Origin of the sequence: Paractinoplanes rishiriensis, assembly GCF_016862375.1 — a bacterium.
GTDB classification, from domain to species: Bacteria; Actinomycetota; Actinomycetes; order Mycobacteriales; family Micromonosporaceae; genus Actinoplanes; species Actinoplanes rishiriensis.
The window spans coordinates 74,380-93,610 of record NZ_BOMV01000018.1 but is presented as its reverse complement, the minus strand read 5'-3'; the positions used below and the strand labels follow the sequence as shown (position 1 = coordinate 93,610).

Annotated in this window: 12 protein-coding genes; 5 read left to right on the top strand and 7 right to left on the bottom strand. The window is 73.8% G+C overall.

Going from position 1 to position 19,231, the window contains the following annotated elements:
- Positions 1-293: 293 nt before the first annotated feature.
- Positions 294-1,142 carry an EamA family transporter gene (locus tag Ari01nite_RS11320; protein WP_239162658.1) on the bottom strand — a complete coding sequence of 283 codons (849 nt, stop codon included), beginning with the start codon at positions 1,140-1,142 and terminating at the stop codon, positions 294-296.
- Between the two features lie 80 nt (positions 1,143-1,222).
- On the opposite strand from Ari01nite_RS11320, the gene Ari01nite_RS11315 reads away from it, so the two are divergent.
- The gene (locus Ari01nite_RS11315) at positions 1,223-2,167 is read left to right on the top strand and encodes an NAD(P)-dependent alcohol dehydrogenase (protein ID WP_203781118.1); all 945 of its coding nucleotides are present in this window, start codon (positions 1,223-1,225) and stop codon (positions 2,165-2,167) included.
- A gap of 64 nt (positions 2,168-2,231) precedes the next feature.
- Here Ari01nite_RS11315 and Ari01nite_RS11310 read toward each other — a convergent pair whose 3' ends face one another.
- The 4 genes from Ari01nite_RS11310 to Ari01nite_RS11295 all read right to left on the bottom strand — a co-directional run bounded on the left by Ari01nite_RS11310 (position 2,232) and on the right by Ari01nite_RS11295 (position 9,159).
- Positions 2,232-4,040, bottom strand: a complete 1,809-nt coding sequence (locus Ari01nite_RS11310; protein WP_239162657.1) for an ABC transporter ATP-binding protein — start codon at positions 4,038-4,040, stop codon at positions 2,232-2,234.
- Positions 3,986-5,269, bottom strand: coding sequence for an MFS transporter (locus tag Ari01nite_RS11305; protein WP_203781117.1), 1,284 nt, complete (start codon positions 5,267-5,269; stop codon positions 3,986-3,988). Before Ari01nite_RS11305 ends, Ari01nite_RS11310 begins: the two co-directional genes overlap by 55 nt.
- 11 nt (positions 5,270-5,280) lie before the next feature.
- A complete protein-coding gene (locus Ari01nite_RS11300; RefSeq protein WP_203781116.1) occupies positions 5,281-7,482 on the bottom strand; it encodes a putative bifunctional diguanylate cyclase/phosphodiesterase in 2,202 nt (733 codons plus the stop codon).
- Between the two features lie 69 nt (positions 7,483-7,551).
- Complete coding sequence (locus tag Ari01nite_RS11295) at positions 7,552-9,159, bottom strand: acyl-CoA dehydrogenase family protein (protein WP_203781115.1); 1,608 nt, start codon at positions 9,157-9,159, stop codon at positions 7,552-7,554.
- A gap of 50 nt (positions 9,160-9,209) precedes the next feature.
- Here Ari01nite_RS11295 and Ari01nite_RS11290 point away from each other — a divergent pair, with 50 nt between their 5' ends.
- Complete coding sequence (locus tag Ari01nite_RS11290; RefSeq protein WP_203781114.1) at positions 9,210-9,830, top strand: LysE family translocator; 621 nt, start codon at positions 9,210-9,212, stop codon at positions 9,828-9,830.
- Positions 9,827-10,600, top strand: coding sequence for an AAC(3) family N-acetyltransferase (locus Ari01nite_RS11285; RefSeq protein WP_203781113.1), 774 nt, complete (start codon positions 9,827-9,829; stop codon positions 10,598-10,600). Before Ari01nite_RS11290 ends, Ari01nite_RS11285 begins: the two co-directional genes overlap by 4 nt.
- A gap of 12 nt (positions 10,601-10,612) precedes the next feature.
- Here the strand turns inward: Ari01nite_RS11285 and Ari01nite_RS11280 are convergent, their stop codons facing one another.
- Positions 10,613-13,324 (bottom strand): PQQ-dependent sugar dehydrogenase, encoded by a 2,712-nt coding sequence (locus Ari01nite_RS11280; protein WP_203781112.1) that lies wholly within the window; start codon positions 13,322-13,324, stop codon positions 10,613-10,615.
- Between the two features lie 173 nt (positions 13,325-13,497).
- Between Ari01nite_RS11280 and Ari01nite_RS11275 the strand changes: the two genes are divergently transcribed.
- Both Ari01nite_RS11275 and Ari01nite_RS11270 read left to right on the top strand, forming a co-directional pair.
- Entirely contained in the window at positions 13,498-15,252 is a 1,755-nt protein-coding gene (locus Ari01nite_RS11275; RefSeq protein WP_203781111.1) for a dynamin family protein, read from the top strand.
- Complete coding sequence (locus Ari01nite_RS11270; RefSeq protein WP_203781110.1) at positions 15,249-16,670, top strand: dynamin family protein; 1,422 nt, start codon at positions 15,249-15,251, stop codon at positions 16,668-16,670. The genes Ari01nite_RS11275 and Ari01nite_RS11270 overlap by 4 nt, the downstream gene beginning before the upstream one ends.
- On the opposite strand, the gene Ari01nite_RS11265 is transcribed toward Ari01nite_RS11270, so the two are convergent.
- Entirely contained in the window at positions 16,652-19,222 is a 2,571-nt protein-coding gene (locus tag Ari01nite_RS11265; protein ID WP_239162660.1) for an Hsp70 family protein, read from the bottom strand. The two genes, Ari01nite_RS11270 and Ari01nite_RS11265, sit on opposite strands and share 19 nt — an antisense overlap.
- Between the last annotated feature and the right edge of the window lie 9 nt (positions 19,223-19,231).

The following is a 19,231-nucleotide window of genomic DNA, read 5'->3' as shown; positions in this document are numbered from 1 at the left end:
TGTGTGGCGCCGCCGGCCGGGGACCGGCCCGTGCACGTGCTGACGCTGTCTTCACCGGCCTGGTAACGCGGCCGTCACTGCTGGCCGGGGCGCGGGGAGGCGTCATCGAATGAAACGTCGGTGCCGTCCGTCAGGGGCCGGCAGCCACTGTTCAGCTAGTGGCCAACTGTGAAGGTTAACATCGGCCCTGTCAAGGTTTCGGGCGCGTGTCAGCGCGGTTGCAAGCTCCCGAAAACGGGGCGGAGCAGGTCGTCAGCGCTTCAAGATTGTTATCGTTAACAACGGACCTTCCCTCAACCCGCGAGACAGGCCACGGCGAGCAGGGTCGCCAGCACGCCGCACAGGTGCACGGCGTGCATCCGCTCGCGCAGCACCGACTGGTTCAGCAGCACGGTGACCGCCGGGTACATGGAGGCCAGCAGCGCCGCCGGCCCGAGCGGTCCGTCGTGGGCGGCGAACACGAAGGCGCCGTCCCCGGCGGCGTCGAGGGCCCCGACCCCGCACATCGCGAGCGCCGGGCCGACCGTGGCGGGAAGCGGGCGCGGCCGGAGCCCACCCGCGAGGAGCATCGCCCCGGCGCCGCCGAAGAGCCGCACCACCGCGGCTACCTGGTACGGGTCGGTGTGACTCGCCTCGTGCAGGAGCACGAAGTAGACGCCGAGCCCGAGCGCCGCGCCGAGGGCGCACAGCATCGTCGCCGGCCGGGCCCGCCGGTGCTCGCCCCCGCCGACCGGCCAGCTGGCCAGCGTGACACCGATCAGCGCCACCGCGACCCCGATCGCGCCGGCCGGCCCGAACCGCTCGCCCTGGATCAGGCCCCAGCCGACCGGTACCAGCGCGGCGGCCGCGGCGACCGGCGCCACGACCGTCAGCGAGCCGTCCCGCATGGCGCGGTAGAGCAGGCCCATCGCGGGCAGCCCGACGAGGCCGGCGGCGGCCGCGAGCGCCAGGCGCCCCCCGCTCATCGACGGCACGCCGCAGGCCACCAGCACCAGGGCCGCCGGAGCCATGCCGAAGACCTTCGACCAGATCAGCACGGCCGTCGCCGGCAGCCGCCGGGCCAGGATGCCCGCGATGAAGTCCGACGCTCCCCACATCACCGCGGCGACCCCGGCGCTCAGGGACACCGCGATGCTGGTCACCCGACAACGACATCAGGATCACCAGGCACCCGTCACGGTCACCCACTCCAAAGAGGCGGCGCACCGTTACCCTGGCTGCCGTGCGAGCAGTCGTCTACGACCGGTACGGGCCACCGGACGTGCTGCGGATCGAGGACGTCCCCCGGCCCGCCCCCGGCCCCGGGCAGGTGCTGGTCCGGATCGCGGCCACCTCGATCAACCTGAGTGACTGGGAGTGCCTGACCGGCTCGCCGCTGTATGCCCGGATCGGCGGGCTCCGCCGGCCGGCCGCCCGGGTGCTCGGATCGGACATCGCCGGCGTCGTCGAGGCGGTCGGCCCGGGCGTCACCGGTTTCCGCCCCGGCGACCCGGTCTATGGCGACAACCTCCAGATCAAGGGCGGCTTCGCCGAGTACGCGACCGCGCCCGCGACGGTGCTGGCGGCCAAGCCCGAGGCGCTGACCTTCGCCCAGGCCGCCACGATCCCGCAGGCCGGCGTGATCGCCCACCAGGGCATCACCGGCGGCCGGCGGATCCTGATCAACGGTGCGGGCGGCGGCTCGGGCTCCTTCGCGATCCAGTTGGCCAAGCGCACCGGCGCGCACGTGACCGGTGTCGACAACGCGAGCAAACTCGACTTCATGCGCGCGGTCGGCGCCGACCGGGTGCTCGATTACCGGAGCCAGGACTTCACCCGTACCGGGCCCTATGATCTGGTCCTTGACCTGGTCGCACACCGCTCCGTGTTCGCCTACCGCAGGGCGCTGGCACCCGGCGGCCGGTACCGCTGCGTCGGCGGCACCGTGCGCTCCCTGCTGCGCGTGCTGACCGTGGGCGCGCTGGCCGGCCGCGCCACCGGACGCTCGCTGGGCGTGCTCGCGGTCAAACAGGGCCCGGCCCACTTCACCCCGGTGGCCGACCTGTGCACAACCGGCGACCTGCAGATCCACATCGACCGCACCTTCCCGCTCGCCGAGGTGCCGGCCGCAATGGCATATGTGGGCGAGGGCCGAGCCCGCGGCAAGGTAGTCGTGACCATGGCTTAGCCAGCTACGCGATGTTGTCGATCGCGGCGACTGTCCGGGTCGCGGCAATGCCGCCGCGAGCTGGCTAGGCGCCGAGGAAGCCGCCGGACTGGTGGGCCCACAGCGTGGCGTAGAGGCCCTGCTGGTTGAGGAGTTCCTGGTGGGTGCCCTCGGCTACCACCCGGCCCTGGTCCAGCACCACGATGCGGTCCATTCGGGCGATCGTGGCCAGGCGGTGGGCTATCGCCAGGACGGTGCGGCCCACCATGACCCGGTCCAGGGACTCCTGGATCACCGCCTCCACCTCGGAGTCCAGCGCCGACGTGGCCTCGTCCAGGATCAGGATGGGTGCGTCGCGGTGCAGGGCGCGGGCCAGGGCTATCCGCTGGCGCTGGCCGCCGGAGAGGCGGACGCCGCGCTCGCCGACGCGGGCTTCGTAGCCGGTCCGGCCGTCGGCGTCGCGGAGTCCGGCGATGAAGCCGTCGGCCGCGGCGGCCCGGGCCGCGGGCTCCACGTTGCCGGGGCCGATGTTTTCGCGGACCGAGCGGTGCAGCAGCGTGGCCTCCTGGGTGACCATGGCGATCCGGCGGTGCAGGCTTTCCTGGGTGACCGCGGTGATGTCCTGGCCGTCGATCTCGATCGTGCCGTCCTCCGGGTCGTAGCCGCGCAGCAGCAGGTTGACCAGGGTGGACTTGCCGGCGCCGGAGCGGCCCACGATGCCGACCCGCTCGCCGGCGGCGATGCGCAGGGTGAGCCGGTCCAGGCCGCCGGCGGCGCCGCCGTAGTGGTGGCTGACCTCGGTGAAGGTGATCGCGCCGCCGGTCACCGTCAGGTCCGGTGCACCGGGACGGTCGGCCACGGTCAGCGGCTCGGCGATCGTGGACAGCGAGCGGCGGAGGGTGCCGACCGCGCCGAACAGGGCCGACACCGCGTCCATCAGCCACTCGGCCAGGGACGTGACCCGGAAGCTCAGCGCCAGCGCGGCCGCCACCAGGCCGAGCGGGGCGGCGCCGGACTGCCACAGCACGATGCCGAAGCCGACCAGGCCGGCCAGCAGGACGCCGCTCAGGGCCATCATCGCGGCGTTCATGGTGACCTCGAGGCGCTGGACGCGGAGGTGGGCGTCGCGCGCGGCGGCGAAGACCCGGCGGGCGGTGCTCGTCTCGCCGGCGCGGTCGGCCAGCAGCGCCAGGGTGTCCACGTTGGCGTACGCGTCGACCAGCAGGCCGGTCAGGTCGGACCCGGCCTCCTGCTGGGCGGCCGACGCCGTCCGGTAGCGCGGGATCACGTACCACATCAGGCCCGCGTAGCAGGCCAGCCAGACCCCCAGCGGCAGCAGCAGGCGGGGGTCGGTGGCGGCCATCAGCCAGGCCGATCCGAGCACGTACGCGACGATGAAGGCGAGCGCGTGCACGGTGTTGTAGAGGCAGTTCGTCGCCGCCGAGCCGCCCTCGCGGACCCAGGTCGCGACCCGGCCGGTCAGCTCGCGGCGGAACCAGCCGACCGGCTGCCGGGACACGTGCCGGTGCGCGCGCCAGGTCGCCATGGTCAGCGAGTTCGGCCGCAGCGCGAGGTCGTCGAGCGCCTCGCGCAGCAGGTGCGCGACCGGCCGGGCGATCAGCACCAGGGCCGCGGCGCCGAGCAGTTCCCACCGGTGCGCGGCCCAGAACGTCGACGGCGTGGCGGCGCCGAGGATGTCGACCAGGCGTCCCGCGTACCAGATCAGCCAAACCTCGAGGCCGGCGGCGATCGCAGCGAGCGTGAGACTCGCCGCCACCACCCACCGGAACGGGTGCAGCTCGCGACGCAGGTAGGCGCCGACCGTGCGGGGCGGGCCGGTCAGCTCGTCGCCGTCCTGGAACGGGTCGACGGTGCCGGCGAGGAGGCGGAACACGGCGGTCCTCCGGAGGTGGTGGTTGCGGCTGGCGCCTGGGTGCGGCGCCACGGCAGGAACAGCGCGCTGGCCAGCACGATCAGGCCGCAGACCAGCAGCGCCAGGCGCACGCTCGTCAGGGCGGCCAGCGCGCCGCCCAGGGCGATGCCGACCGGCTGGCAGGTGCGGGAGCTGATCTGCCAGCAGGCGATCACCCGGGCCAGCACGCCGTCCTCGGTGGCGGTCATCCGGTAGGTGGCGAACGCGGGATTGAACACGCCGGAGCCGAACAGGGCCAGGAACTCGACCGCGATCACCAGCAGCAGGCCCGGAACGCCGGCCGGCATCACCGCGAGCAGCGGCAGCCACAGCGCCCGCCCGACGCCGGCGGCCAGCAGCACCCGGCGCTCGCCGAAGCGGCGGTTGAGCGGGGCCAGGGCCAGCGCGCCCAGCACGCCGCCCAGGCAGGGCAGCCCCCAGGCCAGGCCGTACTGCCACGCCGGAAAGCCCAGTTCGCCCAGCATCAGGACGGTGAGCAGCGGCGACGCGGCCATCATCGCGGCGCCGAAGATCTGCGAGTTGACGAACAGCGCGCGCAGGCCGGGGTGCGCCGCGATGTACCGCCAGCCTGCCGCGATGTCGGCCAGCCGCCGGGATTCCGCGGCCCGGGCCGGCGGCGGTGGCTCGGGGCGCCGGATGCTGCGGACGCCGAGCGCGGACAGTACGAAGGTCGTCGCGTCGGCCGCGATCGTCCACCACACGCCCAGCCAGGACGTGAGCGCGCCGCCGAGCGGCGGGCCGACGCTGTACGCGGTCCAGAACGTCGCCTCGAACCGGCCGGTCGCGGTGGCCCGGTCGGCCGGCGACACCAGCGCCTTGAGGTGGGCGCCGCCGGCACTGGCGAACAGGATGCCGCCGATCGCCTGGCCGACCGCGACCACGCACAGCTGGGCATAGCTCAACATCCCGGTGGCCGCCGCGATCGGAACGCTGAGCAGCGCCGCCGCCCGCAGGAGATCGGCGCCGATCAGCACCGGGCGCTTGCGGCGGAACTCGATCCACGGGCCGGCCGGCAGGGCCAGCGCGGCCGCGGCCAGGCCGCCGAGCGCCGCCAGCAACGAGACCTGGAACTCGGGTACCCGCAGCACCAGCACCGCGACCAGCGGGATCGCGCCGAAGGCCAGGCCGGTGCCGGCCTCACTGATCGCGTACGCGGCCCAGAGCCGCCGGAAGTCGGAGCCGAGTGCCACGGCCGCAGACCCTACCGTGCGGTCAGCGCCGCCCCTCGGAAGTCGGGCTCGGCCACCGGCCTGCCGAAGTGGTAGCCCTGCGCCAGCTGGTAGCCGAGCCGGTGCAGTTCGGCCGCCTGCTCCGCGGTCTCCACGCCCTCCGCCACCGCGGTCAGGCCCAGCCCGTTGCTGACCTGGATGAGCGCCGTGGCGATGACCGCATGCCGGCCCGCCATGGTCACGTTGTCGACGAACGACTTGTCCACCTTGAGCACGTCCACCGGCACGGTCTGCAACAGCCCCAGCGACGAGTGCCCGGTGCCGAAGTCGTCGAGCGCGATGCGAACGCCCAATGCCTTGATGTCCTGGACCGCCTGGACCGCCACCCCGCCGCCGAACACCGCGGTCTCGGTGACCTCGACGATCAGGTCCTCGGGGGGCATACCGGTGGCGGCCAGCGCGTCCGCGACCACCTCGGCGAAGCCGGGCTCGGCCAGCTGCCGGGCCGACACGTTCACGCTGATCCGCAACGGTGCGTCCGCGCCATGTTCGGCGGTCCACGCGACGAACTGGGCGCACGCGGTCCGCAGGATCCACTCGCCGAGCTCGACGATGAGGCCGTTCTGCTCGGCGACCGGGATGAAGTCGGCCGGGCTCACGAAGCCACGCTCCGGGTGCTGCCAGCGGACCAGCGACTCCACGTACAGCATCCGCCCGGTGGGCAGGCCGACGATCGGCTGGTAGACCATCCGGAACTGTCCGGTGTCCAGGCCCATCCGCATCTCCACGCCGAGCCGGGCCTCCTCGCCGGCCTGGTCGTCGAGCTCGGGGGAGTAGCGGCGGTGGTGCCGGCCGGTGCTCGCCTTGGCCGCGTACATGGCCACGTCGGCGCGGCGCAGCACCTCGACCGGGTCGCCGGTGCCGGTGGCGTCCGCGATGCCGATGCTCGCGGCCACCAGCAGCTCGTGGCCGCCCACCTCGACCGGCTCGCGCAGCGCCGCGGCCAGCCGGTTCACGATCGCGTCGCCCTCGGCCGGCGCGGCGTCCGGCACCAGCACGGCGAACTCGTCGCCGCCCATCCGGGCCACCACGTCGACGTCGCGCATGGCGGCGGACAGGCGCTCGGCCACCGCGACCAGCAGCCGGTCGCCGAGAGTGTGCCCGAGCCGGTCGTTGACCAGCTTGAAGCCGTTGAGGTCGAGCAGGCAGACCTGCGGCGAGCCGGTCGCCACCGCCGCGGCGAGCCGCTCCTCGAACCGGCGCCGGTTCGGCAACCCGGTCAGGTCGTCGCGCATGGCCAGGTTCTCGAGCCGTCCGGCCTGTTCCTGCACCCGGCCGACGAAGCCGGCCAGTCGGGCCAGGACCAGCAGGAACAGCGCGATCGCGCCGATACCGATGGCGGCCCAGTTGATGTCGTCGTCGCGGACGCCCTGGACGATCAGCACGCCGGGCACCAGCAGCGTGCTCGCCGCCAGCATCGCCAGCCGGCCCCGGCCGAATATCCCGCTGCCGTCCGCGCGCTCGCGGATCCCGCCGGACCGCATCGCCGGGTGCAATGACGCACCGGTCCAGCACACGTACACCATCAGGAACAGGGCGTTGATGACGCCGCCGCCGTAGCTGTTGAACGACATGCTGAGACTCCAGACGATGTCGCACACCAGGTTGAGGCCGGTGCCGGCGATCAGCAGCAGCATGCCGGGGTTCCCGGCGTTGCCGCGCGTCAGCATCCGGGTGACCACCGCGCACATCAGCACGTCACAGGTCGGGTAGCCGATCGTGACCAGGCGCTCGAACATCGGGGTGCCCGCGTCGCCGAGCGTCGGCTCGATCACGAAGACCCAGTAGACCAGCCCGACCGCGACCGCGATCACCGCGGCGTCGATGACGCCGGCCAGGTCGCTGCGGGCGGGCTTGGTGCCGCGTGCGGCTCGGAGCAAACCCACAAAGAGCAGGGGGTACGCCGCGAAGTAGAGCGCGTCGTCCCAATACGGGTACGGGTGATGACCGAGGACCAGGCCGGCCACCTCGTAGACCACGTCGGCGGCCACATACGTGAGCACACCGGCCGCGAAGAGGTACCAGGCGCGCGGGTTCGCCGGCCGGTTGTGCCGGACCGCGAGCAGGATGACCACGAACGAGGCCAGGCCCAGGCCGTTGTAGACCACGGTGGAGGCGACGGTCTCCGAGGGGACGCACAGGTAGGCGACGCTCACCAGCGTCCCCACCGTCATCCACCACAGCCACGCCCGCACGTCCAGCGAATCGTCCGCGGTGGGGGCGGCCTGAGGAACGCTTCGTTGCTAACCGGGTGCGGCCCGCTCCACGATCGCCGCGGTGTCGGCCCCGGCCGGGAGCGTGCCGAAGGTGTGCCCGTGGTCGCCGGCCAGCCGGCTGGCGCAGAACGCGTCGGCCACCTCGGGCGGCGCGTGCCGCACCAGCAGCGCGCCCTGCACCACCAGCGCCATCCGCTCCACCACCCGGCGGGCCTGCCCGGGGTCGGCGGTCGCGGTGAGCTGGGCCTTGAGCCCGGCCACCGCGGTGTCCAGCCGGTGGTCGGCGCCGGCCGCCGCGGCCGCCTCGGCCAGCAGCGCGTCCAGGCTGTCCGGCTCGCGGCTCAGGGTACGCAGCACGTCCAGGGCCTGCACGTTGCCGGCGCCCTCCCAGATCGAGTTGAGCGGCGCGTCCCGGTACAGCCGGGGCAGGCCGGACTCCTCGACGTAGCCGTTGCCGCCGAGGCACTCGAGCGCCTCGCCGACCACGACCGGCTGCCGCTTGCACACCCAGAACTTGCCGGCCGCCACGGCCAGCCGGGCGAACGCTGTCTCGCCCCGGTCGGCCGCGCCGGCCAGCCGCAGCGCCAGCACCGTGGCCGCCTCGGACTCCAGGGCCAGATCGGCGAGCACGTTGCGCATGGCCGGCTGGTCGGCCAGCAGGCGGCCGAACGCGCGGCGGTGCCGGCAGTGGTGGACGGCCTGGACGAGGGCGGCCCGCATGCCGGACGCCGACCCGGTCACACAGTCCAGCCGGGTCATCGCGACCATCTCCATGATCGTGCGGACGCCCTGCCCCTCGCCGCCGACCAGCCAGCCCACGGTGTCGTCGAACTCGGGCTCACTGCTGGCGTTGCTGCGGTTGCCCAGCTTGTCCTTGAGGCGCTGGATCCGGAACGGGTTGCGGGTGCCGTCCGGCAGCACTCGTGGCACCAGGAAGCACGACAGCCCCGCGGGCGCCTGGGCGAGCACCAGGAACAGGTCACACATGGGCGCGCTGGTGAACCACTTGTGCCCGCGCAACCGCCAGGTGCCGTCGCCGGCGTCCGTCGCCGTGGTGGTGTTGGCGCGGACGTCCGAGCCGCCCTGCTTCTCGGTCATGCCCATGCCGGCGAGCAGACCGCGCTTGGTGGCCGGGGTGCGCAGCCCCGGGTCGTACTCCCGGCTGGTGAGCAACGGCTCGTACGCGGCGGACAGGCCGGGATGGTGGCGCAGGGCCGGGATCACGGCGTACGTCATCGAGATCGGGCAGGAGTGACCGGCTTCGACCTGCGACCAGACGTAGAGCCCGGCCGCCCGGGCCACGTGCGCGCCCGGCCGGTCGCCGGCCCACGCCGCCCCGGCCAGCCCCTCGCTCACCGCCACCGTCATGAGCCGGTGCCAGGACGGGTGGAACTCCACCTCGTCGATCCGATGCCCGTACCGGTCGTGGGTGACCAGCCGCGGCTCGAACCGGTTGGCCTCGTCGGCCCAGCGCTGCGGCTCGGCGGTGCCGGCCAGCTTGCCGAGCCGGTGCAGATCGCCCACCGCCCACCCGGCGCCCTCCCGGACGGCGCCGGCCAGCAGCGCGGCATCGGCCGCCACGTCGTGGTCGACCAGCGGCGGAGCCTGGTTGAGGACCTCGTGCGTACTGCTCATCCGGAGAATTTACCGCGCGGTAACTTATGGTCGCCAACTAGTGTCAAGCGATGACAACGGGGCAGATGCTGGGCCTGGCCGGGATCGTGCTGCTCGGGGCGCTCTCGCCGGGCCCGGATTTCGCGGTGGTGGTGCGCCGCGCCGCGGTGTCCGGCCGGCGGGCCGGCATGGCCGCGGCCGCCGGGGTGGCCACCGGCATCTTCGGGTGGGCGCTGGCCGCCGCGGTGGGGCTGGTGGCCGCGATGACGGCGGTCCCCGGTCTGCTCACGGTCATCCGGTACGCGGGCGCCGGGTACCTCGCCTACCTGGGCGTGCGGGCGCTGCTCGCCGCCCGGCACCGCGACGAGACCGCGGAGGTGGCCCTCGGCGAGCACGGCACGGCCTGGCAGGCGTTCCGGGACGGGCTGTGGTGCAACCTGCTCAACCCGAAGGCGGCCGTCTTCTTCGTGGCGCTGCTGCCGCAGTTCCTGCCGCAGCACCCGCGGGCGGTGGACACGCTGGTGCTGGCCTCGATCGCGGTGGGCATCACGCTGCTCTGGTTCTGCACGGTGGCCAACCTGATCGCCGCCATGCGCCGGCTGTTCGCCCGGCCGGCGGCGCGCCGTGCGGTGCACGCGGTCACCGGGGCCGCGCTGCTCGGCCTCGGTGCCCGCCTGGCGTTCGCCCGATGAGCACCTACGCGACGGTCGCCTCGCTGACGGCCGAGCTGCGCGCGCTCGGCGTCGCGCCGGGCGGGGTGCTGCTGGTGCACGCGTCGTACCGCAGCCTCGGTGACGTGCTCGGCGGGCCGCAGGCGGTGGTCGAGGCCCTGCTCGAGGCGGCCGGCACCGTGGTGGTGCCGACCCACACGCCGGAGGTCTCCGACCCGGCCGCCTGGTCCAACCCGCCGGTGCCGCAGTCGTGGTGGGAGCCGATCCGGCACGACTCGCCCGGCTTCGATCCGGCGCGCACCCCGGCCAGCCGCTGGATGGGCCGCCTCGCCGAACTCGTGCGCACCTGGCCGGGCGCGCTGCGCAGCAACCATCCGCAGGTGTCGTTCGCCGCGGTGGGCCCACTGGCCGCCGAGATCACCGGCGAGCAGGACCTGACCGACGGGCTGGGCGAGCGGTCGCCGCTGGGCGCCGTCTACCGGCTGGACGGGCAGATCCTGTTGCTCGGCTGCGGCCACGACGGCAACACGTCGCTGCACCTCGCCGAGTCCCGCCAGCCGAGCCCGCCGACGCACACCACCGGCTCGACCGTCCGCCGGCCGGGCGGCGGCGGGCAGTGGACCACCTGGACCGAGGTGGTCGCGGACGCGGACGGGTTCGAGGAACTGGGCGCCGCGTTCGAGGAGACCGGCGCGGTGACGATCGGCTCGGTCGGCGCGTCCACCTCCCGGCTCATGCGGCAGCGCGACGCGGTCGACTTCGCGGTGCGGTGGCTGGCCGCGAACCGTTGAGTGCGGAGGGTCTCAGGGCCGCGGTCGCAGGAGCGTGATCCGGCCGGCGCCCAGTTCGGTCACGTACAGGTTGCCGGTGGTCAGGTCCTGGGTCACGTCGAGGGGCTGGCTGAATCCGGTCAGGCCGGTGCGGCCGGTGGTGCGGTTGGACAGTGCGCCGGTCGGCGACACGTCGAAGGTCTCGATGTCCTGGCCGTTGGAGTAGCGGACCACCAGCAGCTTGCCGTCGAGTGCGCCGCCGGAGTATTCGATGGCGCCGTTGGCGGAGGCGTGCAGGCCCGCGTCGTAGGTGCCGGCTAGATCGTAGTGCGGATCGGGCGCGACGCCCACCGGGTAGGCGGGCACCTCGAACGGGTCCGTTCCGGCGGTCGGGTTGCCACCGGCGAGCACCCACTCGCAGCGCAGCGGGTTCGGGTGCCCGTAGTACCGGCCGGGTTTGACGTCGAACACGTAGTCGGTCTCGGCGGTCGGCACGCTGGTCAGCGCCGGCACCGACGGCCCGGTGTAGCCGCGCCGGGCGCACGCCGCGGGCAGCGTGGCGGGGGTGGCCGGGGTGTTGCCGCCGGCCGCCGAGCCGTTGGTCGGCGCGTACAGGTGGCCGTTGCGGTGCCAGACCAGGTCGTACGCGTTGCGCACGCCGGTCGCGTACAGGGTCAGCGGCGCCCCGGTCGCGTACGGGTCGTAGCCGCCGCCCGCCTCGGTCTGCGCGTTCAGCGGCAGGGTGGCCGGCAGCCGGGCCGGGTCGAGCCGCAGGATCGCGGCGCTGAGCAGGCGTTCCGGGCGGTTGCCCCAGGTCGAGTCGGCGGCGCCCATCGCGTTGTTGGCGCCCTGGCTCAGATAGACGGCGCCGTCCGGGCCGAACGCCAGCGAGTTGGTCTCGTGGTCCTTGACCGAGCGAGGCAGACCCACAATCACCGAGGTGTACGTGGACAGCCCGGCGCCGGTCAGCCGGCCGACCCGGCCGGACCAGTCCGGCACGTTCAGCGGCCCCACGTACTCGTAGTTGTCGGTGACCCAGAGGATCGGCGCGGCCGCGGTGGACGCCGGGTCGAACGCCATCCCGATGATCGTGCGGGCCGGCGCGCCGGGCAGCCCGAGGGCCTGCGCGTTCGCCCGCACCGTGCCGATCACCGTGGCCGCGCCGAGCGTGCCGTCCGGGTTGATCGGGAAGCGGTGGATCCAGCCGTCCAGGGTGCCGGCGTAGAGACGGCCGTCCGGCCCGACGACGACCGTGGTGAACGACGCGCCGGTGGCCACGCCCACGGTCTTGTCGAACCCGCCCGGCCCGCCGGTGCCGCCGTCGCTGCCGGTGGTGAAGACGATTGAGTACGGCAGGAACGGCCGGCCGGTCACGTCGGTGACCGCCTCGGTGAGGGTGAACCGGTAGGCGGTGTTCGCGGCCAGCGGCGCGGTCGGCGACAGGTTGACCACGTCACCGCCGCCGCTGGTGATCGTGGTGGCCGGCACCGCGGAGCCGTCCGCCAGACGGGTCAGGCGCACGCTCGCCGCGGTGAGCGACGCGGCCGCCACACCGCCGTTCGGCAGGATCAGGTCCTCCACCACGCTGGTGGTGACGGCGACCCCGGTGGCCAGGTTGGCCGGCGAACTGAGCCGCACGGCGGGCCGGCCGCCGGCATCCGCGACGCTGGCGATGTCCACGTACGCGAACTTGGTGTTGGTGCCCCCGGCCGGGCTGAGCGTGAGCCGGCCGTCGGTCACCCGGACCACCCGCGTGGCGGTGGCGAACTTCGTCGCCGACGTGGGCCGGAACTCGGCGATCGCGTTCTGGTCCTCCACGTTGACCCAGTGCACGCTGTTCACGGCCGTGCCGGCGTCACCGACCGCGACGGTCACCGCATACGTTCCGCTGGGGACCGCCGCCTCCCAGGCACCCGGCGTGGCTACGCCCGCCGACCCGGCCGGCAGCTGCGCGTGCACGAAGGTGGCCAGCCGCGGGTCACTCTGCCCGGCGGCCGGGTTGCGGTTGCGGCCGTTGCCGGTGAGGTCGACCGGCGTGCCCTCGCCCAGGTCGACCCAGCCATAGCCGCTCCCGGCCGTGTACGCCCCGCCGGAGTCGCGGACGTATCCCGAGGCCGGCGCGCTCGCCGCGTCGGAGAAGTCGACCTTCAGTGCGAACGGCGGCGGGTCGGCGGTGATCCGGTCGATGGTCAGGTAGTTGAGCTTGGTGTTGCGGCCGCCCACGGCGTCCACGGTGAGCCGGCCGTCGCTGACCGGAACGGTGACGGTGGCCTGCTGGAACTCGGCACCGGCCGCGGACCCGAACCCGGTGATCGCGGCGGCGCCCTCGACCCGCACGGTGTGGCTGCTGTCGTACGGCGCCTGGTCACCGGCCGACACCGTCACCTGATACGTCCCGGCCGGCACCGCGTACTCCCAGGCGCCCGCGGTGAGCACGCCGTTCGAGCCGCCGACGTCGCCGTACTGGAGGTGGATGAGGGTGTTGAGCCGGGCGTCCACGCCGGAGCGGGCGCGGTCGCGGGTGTTGCGGGTCAGATCGAGCGGGGTCTGGCTGCCGGACACCACCCAGCCGGAGCCGCGGGCGGCGGTGAAGGCCGCCCCGGTGTCCGCGGTGTATCCACTCGGCACGGTCGACGACGCGGGCTGGAAGTTGATCCGGGCAACCGGGGTCACGGCCGCGGCGGCCGGCGTGGCGTAGAGAAAGGGAACGATGAGCAGGGCCACTGTCCAGAGACGACGGTGCATGAGCCACAACGTCGCACATCGATCCGTGGCCCGCCTATCGGCGAAATGACCTGTCCGGGCGGCCGTTCGCTCCGAATCGACACTGAACCGGTGGCCGGTGGCACGTCGTTGACCAGGACGCGTAGGGTTTCGAGCGCCGGGGTTCGGCCAGGAAGGGGGACGGGTTGGTCACGGTGACGGCCGATGGCCTCCTCGCGGGACTGGCCGACGCCCGTGCCCTGGCCGCCGCGGCGCAGCGTCCCGACCTGGTCGAGCGGCTCGACCGGGCGGTGCAGCGGCTGCGCTCCGACGACGCCACGGTGGCCGTGGTGGGCGAGTTCAAGCAGGGCAAGAGCACCCTGGTCAACGCCCTGCTGCGGACCGATATCTGCCCGGTGGACGCCGACATCGTGACCGCGGTGCCGACCATTCTGCGGTTCGGGCGGCCGCCCTCGGCGTACCTGCAGATCCCGGGACCGGACGGCGAGCTCGTCGCCGCCCCGATCGACTTCGGCCAGTTGCGCCGCTACATCACCGAGGGCGGCACCGACCCGGCCCCGCGCGGCGTCGAGGTGCGGCTCGACCGGCGGCTGCTCGGCGCCGGACTGTCGATCGTCGACACCCCCGGCGTGGGCGGGCTCGACTCGGCCCAGGGCAACCTCACCCTGGCCACGCTGTCGCTGGCCGGTGCCGCGCTGTTCGTCACCGACGCGGCGCAGGAGCTCACCCAGCCCGAGGTCGACTTCCTGCGGCGGCTGCTGGAGCGCTGCCCGCGCGCGTTCTGCGTGATCACCAAGACCGACCTGTACGGCGAGTGGCGCCGGATCGCCGACCTCAACCGCGGCCACCTCGAACGGGCCGGCCTGGACGTGCCGATCGTCGCGGTCTCGTCGTTCCTGCGGATGCGGGCCCAGGCCCGCGACTCCACCGAGCTGAACGAGGAATCCGGCTTCCCGCGCCTGGTCGACCTGCTGCGCCGCGACGTGCTGGGCCAGGCCGCCGGCAACCGGCTCGCGGCCGCCCGGTCGGAGCTGTCCTTCGTGGTGGCCCAGCTGCGCGAACGGGTCGAGGCCGAGCACGCGGTGGCGGCCGCCCCCGCGGCCGCGCCCGAGGTGGCCCGCCGCTACGCCGAGAAGTCCCGGCGCAGCGCCTGGCTGGCCGGCGGCTCCTGGCAGACCGTGCTGGGCGACGGCATCCAGGACCTCACCGCCGACGTCGAGCACGACCTGCGCGAACGGCTGCGCCTCATGGTGCGCCGCGGCGAGGACCTGCTCGAGGAGTCCGACCCCAAGGACACCTGGCGCGACTTCCAGGCGTGGGCCGCGCGCGAGGCCACCGCGGCCGCGGTCGACAACCTGATGCTGCTGGTCACCCGCACCGAACAGCTCGCGCACGACGTGGCCGAGCGGTTCGGTCTGGAGTACGACAGCCTCGACGTCGACCTGCCCGCCCCCGAACTGGCCCTGCGCAAGGTGGACGAGCTGGACGTGAGCTTCCAGAAATCCGGTATGCAGCAGTTCCTCGCCTCGTTCACCGCGGCCCGGGTCACCTACGGCGGGTTCTACATGCTCGGCGCGGTGGGCGCGCTGTTCAGCGTGGCGCTGGCCGCGCCGCTCGGCCTGCTGGCCGGCATGACGCTCGGCCGCCGGCTGATCAAAAGCGAGCGGGAACGCCAGGTGCAGCAGCGCCGGCTTCAGGCCAAGGGCGAGTTGCGCAGGTACGTGGACGACGTCGGCTTCCACGTGGGCCGGGACTGCCGCGAGGCGATCCGGCGCACCCAGCGGTTCCTGCGCGACGAGTTCAGCACCCGGGCCCAGGCCGTCGAGCGGTCCGCCGCCGCGACCGCCGCGGCCGTCCAGGAGATCGCCGACCTGCCGCCCGAGCAGCGCAAGGAGAGGGCGAACGCGCTGGCGGAACAGCAGCGCCGACTGGACAGGCTGGCGGCGTGAATCTGTTGGACCACGTGCGGCCGCTGCTCGACCGGGCCGCCGCCGAGACCCGGGACCCGCGGCTCGCGGCCGCCCGCCGCCGGCTCGACGAACCGCTGCGGGTGGCCATCGCCGGCAAGGTCAAGGCCGGCAAGTCCACGCTGCTCAACGCCCTGGTCGGCGAGGAACTGGCGCCGACCGACGCGGGCGAGTGCACCCGCATCGTCACCTGGTACGCCGACGGGCACACGTACTCGGTCACCGCGTACCTCAACGACGGCACCGCGGAGGCCCGGCCGTTCACCCGGCGCGACGGCGCCGTGCAGATCTCGCTCGGCCGTCCGGCCGAGGAGGTCGACCATCTGGAGGTCCGGGTACCCAGCGCCCGCCTGCGCCGGCACACCCTGATCGACACGCCCGGCATCGCCTCGCTGTCCACCGACGTGTCGCTGCGCACGATGGCCTTCCTGGAGGCCGAGGGGGAGCGGGCCGCGCAGACCGACGCGGTGATCTACCTGCTCCGGCACATGCACGGCGCGGACGTCCGCTTCCTCGAGTCGTTCCACGGCGACGGCCTGTCCAACGGCACCCCGGTGAACGCGGTGGGCGTGCTGTCCCGGGCCGACGAGATCGGCGGCTGCCGGCTGGACGCGATGGAGTCGGCGGCCCGGGTCGCGGCCCGCTACGCATCCGACGAGCGGCTGCGCCGGCTCTGCCCGGTGGTGGTGCCGGTGGCCGGGCTGCTCGGTGCGGCCGGGGCGACGCTGCGCGAGGAGGAATACCGGATTCTCGCCGAGATCGCCGGGATGCCGATGGCCGACCTGGTGGAGCTGCTGCTGACCGCCGACCGGTTGGCGGCCTCGGGCGAGCAGCGGGCGCGGGTGCTGGCCAGGCTCGGGCTTTTCGGCGTACGGCTGGCGGTGCGGCTGATCCGGGAGGGCGAGGTGACCGACTCGAGCGGCCTGGCCCGTTCGCTCACCGGGCACAGCGGCATCGACCGGCTGCGGGAGGTGTTCACGGCGCAGTTCGTGGGCCGCAGCGAGGTGCTGAAGGCCCGGTCCGCGCTGGCCGTGCTGGACGAGTGCATCCGGCCCGGTTCGCCGCTGGCCGCCGAGGCGGAACGGATCCGGGCCAGCGCGCACGAGTTCGTCGAGCTGCGGCTGCTGCACCAGGTGCGGTCCGGCCGGCTGCCCGGCACCGACGGCCAGCTGGCCGAGATGGACCGCCTGCTGGGCGGCGCCGGCGCGGCCGTGCCGGCCCGGCTGGGCCTGCCCGCCGACGCGCCGCGGGCCCGGATCATCGCGGAGGCGACCGAGGCGCTGGCCCGCTGGCAGGGCATCGCCGAGCACCCGTTCTCGGCCCGCGAACTCAAGACCGCGGCCCGGGCCGCGGCCCGCAGCTGCGAGGGCATCCTGGCGACTCAGTACCAGGCGGGGTGACCCTCGCGCTTGCCCGGCTCGGTGAGAAGGGTCTCGCCGGTGCCGTCCAGCCGCTGGATCACGATGGTCGGCTTGCTGAACTCGCCGCGCACGAAGGCGAACCACTCACCGTTCGGTGACCAGGTCGGGTCCATCTCCAGGGCCGGGTTCCTGGTCACCCGCCGCGGGTTCGTACCGTCCCGGTCGATCACCCAGATGTCCGCGGTGGCGCCCCGGTTGAGCCACCGGGTGAACAGGACCTTGGACCCGTCCGGCGAGTAGACCGGGTCGTCGGCCGGCCCCACCTCCGGCCCGGTGATCCGGCGCCCCGGCTCCTGCGGATCGGCCACCTCAAGCTCGTACACCTGCTTGATGTTGTCCTTGTTCAGCCAGTAGAGGATGGTCTTGCCGTCCGGCGACCACATGGCGTCGTCCTTGAGCGTCTTGGACCAGGTGAGCTGCTGCGTCTTGCCGGTCGCGACCTCGACCACGAAGATCTGCCCGACGTCGTTCACCTTGCGCATGAACGCGATCTTGTCGTCGTTCTTGGACCAGGCCACCCGCCCGCCACCGTTGGCGACCAGCTTGCGCCGCCCGCTGCCGTCGCTGTTCATCACATAGAGCCCGTCGACCGCGGGATCGTCGGTGGCGTGCGTGAGGGCGATCTGATCGCGCTTGTGCGACCACTTCGGCAGCACGTCACCGGCGATCGTGCCGGACAGCAGGGTCCGTTCCGGGCTGCCGGGCCGGAAGCTGTAGACCTTGGACACCCGGTCCGGCGGCGTCTCACCACCGGTGTCGCCGCGGATCAGCATCGGGTCGCTCGGGAACTCCTGCGCCGGACTGGCCGGCGCCGACGCCGGGGCGCTGGCCGGGGGTGTCTGCCCGCTGCCGGTGGGTTTCTCGCGGTTGAGATAGAGGTACGCCGTGGTGCCGCCGGCCGTGACCGCCACCGCGAGGGCGGCGGCTGCCACGATGAACACCGTCCGCCCGCGCCGGTCACTCTTCTCGGGCATCCAGGGCCCGGGGGCGCCGGACACCGGCACCGCCGGATAGCCGTTGGCCACCCCGTTGCCGCCGGGCCCGCCGCCGCCCGGTCCACCGGCCGCGCCGCCATACGCCGGGACACCTCCGGAGCCGCCGCCGCTGCCGTAAACCGCTCCCGCACCCGAAATAGGCGCACTTGCGATGGGCGGGCCGGAAATAGGAGGGCTCGAGGTGGGCGGTCCGGAGACCGGGGCCGGGTCGGCCGGGATCGTCGGTGCCGGCGCGGTGCCGGGCACCGAGGCGGCGCCGCGCGAGAACGAGACGCCGGCCGCGGGGGAGACGGGGGTGCCGGGAGCTCCCGGCGTGACGGGCACGGCTCCGCCTGCCGGCCCGGCCGCTGCCGCGGGCGTACCGCTGCGGCGGGGGAGGTTCGCCTCCTGCAGGTGGCCCGCCGGGGTCTCCTCGCGCGCGACCGGCACCGGCCGGGGCGGCGGGACCGCCGCCGAGAACGGCGACCGGCCGCCCAGCGCCGCCGCCGTCGCCACCGCGGCGCCCAGGGCGATGCTGTGCTCGGGCTGCGGGTCGGCCACCACCGGGCGCTGGAACTCGGTGGACAGCAACTGGGCCACCAGCGGGATGCGGGACGAGCCGCCGGCCAGCAGCACCGCGCTGAGCTGGTCGGGAGTCACCCCGGCGGCGCGCAGGGCACGCTGGGTCGCGGTCACCGTGTCGGCCAGCGACGGGGTGATCATCGATTCCAGTTCGGAGCGGTTGAGGCGGACCCGGGTGTGCAGGCCGGGCAGCGCGACCGGGATCATCGTCTCGGTGTCGAAGGAGAGTGCCTCCTTGGCCTCCACGCAGTCGCGGCGCAGGCGGGCCAGGGCGGCGACCGCCTCGGGGTCGTCCGGGTCCATGCCGTCGGCCTTGCTGCCCAGCACGCCGAGCACGTAGCCGAAGACCGCCTCGTCGAAATCTATGCCGCCCAGTTGTTCGATGCCCTCGGGTTCGCCCAGCAGGACGAAGCCGTCGCCGTCGCGGCGCAGCACGGCCACGTCGAAGGTGCCGCCGCCCAGGTCGTAGACCGCGACGGTCTCGCCGGGGGCGATCTTGCGGGCGGTGGCGTGCTGGAGCGCGGCCGCCTCCGGTTCGCTGCGCAGTTGCACCGGGCCGGCGTCGGCAAGCCGGATGGCCTGGTCGAGTTGTTCGCGCTTGTACGGGCCCCAGTTGGCCGGGAAGGTCACGGTGAGCGCGGCGGGCGGGCCGCCCTGCATGGTGGACACCGTGTCGAGCACGTGTCGCAGCAGCTTGCCGGTGAGCGCGTGCGCCGAGAACGGGGTGCCGCCCACCAGGATCGGCACCGGGTCGCCCATCCGGCGCTTGAACTCGCGGGCCAGGCGGGCCGGCTCGCCCTGGCCGCGGCGCTCGGCGGCCTCGCCGATCAGCAGGCCGCCGTCGGGTTTCACGTAGACCAGCGACGGGATCTCGGCCCGGCGGCCGCCCAGGCGCGCGACCTCGACCCGGTCGTCCACCCGCACCGCCGCCGCGGTCTTGGTGGTGCCGAGGTCCACACCCAACCCGTACTGCATCAACACGCT

Excerpts from the sequence above, each read along its gene's own strand:
- Ari01nite_RS11300 (WP_203781116.1), bottom strand. The coding sequence starts at position 7,482 with ATGACGGTGGGGACGCTGGTGAGCGTCGCCTACCTGTGCGTCCCCTCG.
- Ari01nite_RS11295 (WP_203781115.1), bottom strand. The coding sequence starts at position 9,159 with ATGAGCAGTACGCACGAGGTCCTCAACCAGGCTCCGCCGCTGGTCGAC.
- Ari01nite_RS11290 (WP_203781114.1), top strand. The coding sequence starts at position 9,210 with ATGACAACGGGGCAGATGCTGGGCCTGGCCGGGATCGTGCTGCTCGGG.
- Ari01nite_RS11285 (WP_203781113.1), top strand. The coding sequence starts at position 9,827 with ATGAGCACCTACGCGACGGTCGCCTCGCTGACGGCCGAGCTGCGCGCG.
- Ari01nite_RS11280 (WP_203781112.1), bottom strand. The coding sequence starts at position 13,324 with ATGCACCGTCGTCTCTGGACAGTGGCCCTGCTCATCGTTCCCTTTCTC.
- Ari01nite_RS11265 (WP_239162660.1), bottom strand. The coding sequence starts at position 19,222 with ATGCAGTACGGGTTGGGTGTGGACCTCGGCACCACCAAGACCGCGGCG.